3 protein-coding genes are annotated in these 2771 nt (G+C 33.7%); all 3 read left to right on the top strand.

Features of this window, described 5'->3' with window-relative positions:
- Positions 1-210: 210 nt before the first annotated feature.
- Positions 211-561 carry a type II toxin-antitoxin system RelE/ParE family toxin gene (locus CHX27_RS01630; RefSeq protein WP_094485028.1) on the top strand — a complete coding sequence of 117 codons (351 nt, stop codon included), beginning with the start codon at positions 211-213 and terminating at the stop codon, positions 559-561.
- The gene (locus tag CHX27_RS01625) at positions 558-884 is read left to right on the top strand and encodes a helix-turn-helix transcriptional regulator (RefSeq protein ID WP_094485027.1); all 327 of its coding nucleotides are present in this window, start codon (positions 558-560) and stop codon (positions 882-884) included. Before CHX27_RS01630 ends, CHX27_RS01625 begins: the two co-directional genes overlap by 4 nt.
- A 218-nt stretch (positions 885-1102) precedes the next feature.
- Positions 1103-2707: a tail fiber domain-containing protein gene (locus tag CHX27_RS01620; RefSeq protein WP_094485026.1), complete on the top strand. Its 1605-nt coding sequence runs from the start codon at positions 1103-1105 to the stop codon at positions 2705-2707.
- The last annotated feature ends 64 nt before the right edge of the window (positions 2708-2771 follow it).

The following is a 2771-nucleotide window of genomic DNA, read 5'->3' as shown; positions in this document are numbered from 1 at the left end:
CGCTAACAGCCGTTTTGCAAAAGCGGGGGTTTCGTGCTTCTATGAAAGTGAAGTGCTAAATTCAAGTTTTGTGCATCTAATGAAGTTTAGTGCTGAAAACCCCGCCTTCGCAAAGCGGCAAACCGTTAGCAGTAAGTTTAGAAAGACTCCTCGACAAAAAAACTTGTTTCCTAATAAAGAAACTTTTATCTTTACAGAAACGTTTAACAAGTGCAGACACCAAAATTTAAAGTTGAGTTTTTAGAAGAAGCTTCAGAGTTTCTAGACAGCCTTGACGAGAAAGTTAGAGATAAAATCATCTACAACATCACAAAAGCAAGGTTTTCAAACGACAAAGAGCTTTTCAAAAAACTGACTGAAGAGATTTGGGAGTTTAGAACGCTGTTTAATAAAACCCACTACAGGCTTTTTGCATTTTGGGACAAATCAGAGAAGACTGACACAGTTGTAATATCAACTCACGGACTGATAAAGAAAACAGATAAAACTCCACAAGGTGACTTAGACAAAGCAGAACGTTTAAGAAAAAAATATTTTGAACTTAAAGACAAGAAAAAATGAAAAAGCAAGGATTAAAAACTTACAGCTTAGAAGAAATTACTGACAAACACATCGGTAAACGTGGGACACCAAAGCGAGAAGCTTTTGAGAACGAGTTACGACTTGACTTGCTTGGAGAAGCAATAAAACAAGCACGCTTAGAACGCAACTTGACACAAGAAGAGCTTGGAAGACTTGTTGGTGTTCAAAAAGCTCAAATTTCAAAACTTGAAAACAGCTTAACTGATGCAAGATTTGAAACAATAATTAAAGTATTCAAAGCACTTAACGCAAAGATAAATTTCAATGTAGAGTTGCTTAATCAGACTGTAAAACTAGCTTGACGACAAGAAGAAAACCTACTGCTAACAGCGGTTTTGCGTCAGGCGGGGTTCAGTGCTTCGTCTGACGCTTTTTACTAAATTTGAACAGTGGTGCTTCGAATCGAGTTCAGTGCTAAAACACCCGTCCGAACGCAAAGCCGCAAAACGTTGGAGGAAACCATTGACCAACTAAACGCAGAAAAAACTAAATTTGAATATTAATTTTAATTATTTATATCATGAAAAAAAGATTTTTACTTTTTGGAGCTTTAGCTTTAAGCTCAATTTCGTTTGCACAACAATTTCCTTACGTTGCAACTAGTAATGGCAACGCAGAAAGAGTTTCAAGTTTTAGAGTAAACGACTCCTCAACAGAGTTTTTAGAAATTACAAACTCAACAAATGTTGCTGGTCAATTCATTCCATCTCTATGGGCTCATCATCAAGCAGACAATAGATTTGTTTTTAGAGAATTCATTACAACAAATTCTGCCCAAGACAATGGTTCTATACCAATGATGATATACAGGGCAGAAATCAGAAATGGATTAAATTTGGGTGCGCCTAATGGTAGTGGAGATTTTCCTTGGGGTACAACTGCTTCAAATGTAGTTAATAGACCTTTATTTGCTTGGGAAAATGGAAACACTCAATTAATGAGGATACTTGCAAATGGGAATGTTGGAATTGGTACAACAACTCCAACTACTAGATTTCATACTTTTGGTTCAGTAAGATTTGAAAGTATTCCAACGGTAACGACAAATACTTATGTGCTTACTGCTGATGCAAATGGAGTTGTTAGTCGTCAACTTTCATCTTCTTTTGGTGGTGGAGGTATTACAAATGCTTGTACAACTCCAAATTTTTTAACAAAATCTGGTGGTAGCGGTTTAACTTGCAGTCAAGTGTTTGATAATGGTACAAACGTCGGTATCAACACAACTGCACCGAGTGCTAAACTTCACAATAACGGAACTGTTCGTTTTGAAAATTTGCCAACATCAACAACAAACAACACTTTTATTACTTCAGATGTAAATGGTAATTTAGCAAGACAAACAGTAACATTTGGTAATGTAAACAGTACTTGTTTTACAGCCAACTTTATACCTAAAAATAATGGAACAGGATTATCTTGTAGTCAAATATTTGATAATGGTACAAATGTAGGCATTGGAACAACTACAGCATCTAACAAACTTACTGTAAATGGTGCGGTACAGTCAATATCAAATTTATTCATTTCTGACATTATTTATAAAGAAAAAATTGCTCCTATAAACAATGCTTTAGAACTTGTTAACAGATTAGATGGTAAAACTTATAATTGGAAAGTTAGCCAATTTCCAGATTTAAACTTTGATAATAGACTACAATATGGTTTAATTGCTCAAGAAGTAGAAAATGTAATTCCATCAATCGTTCATACAGATAATTCGGGCAGAAAATCTGTAAATTACAGTGCTATTATCCCAGTATTAGTTGAAGCAATTAAACAACAACAAGACCAAATTACAGCTTTACAAGACCAAATTAACACTAATTTTCAAAGACAAAATAATGAGTTAATTTCATTAAAAAACACAAAAATTATAAGTGTTTCTCCTAATCCATCTTCTGATGTAATTTCTGTATCAATGAATATTGAAAGCGAAGTTACAGAGGCAAAATTAGTAGTTTATGACTTAAAAGGGTCTGTTATTAATAGTCTTACAATCAAAGATAGAGGTTTTGATATTTCTAAATCTTTTCAAAAAGACAATTTTGGTACAGGTACATATATCGTTACTCTAGTTGTTAATGGCAAAAGCATTGACAGCAAAAAATTCATCTTCAACTAATATATTTTTTTTTATATTTGTGCTAAGTACACGACAAAAATTGTATTAAATTAATTTCCAGCTT

This window comes from Flavobacterium aurantiibacter (assembly GCF_002251775.1).
Taxonomy (GTDB): Bacteria; Bacteroidota; Bacteroidia; order Flavobacteriales; family Flavobacteriaceae; genus Flavobacterium; species Flavobacterium aurantiibacter.
This window is presented reverse-complemented; position numbering and strand designations above follow the sequence as displayed.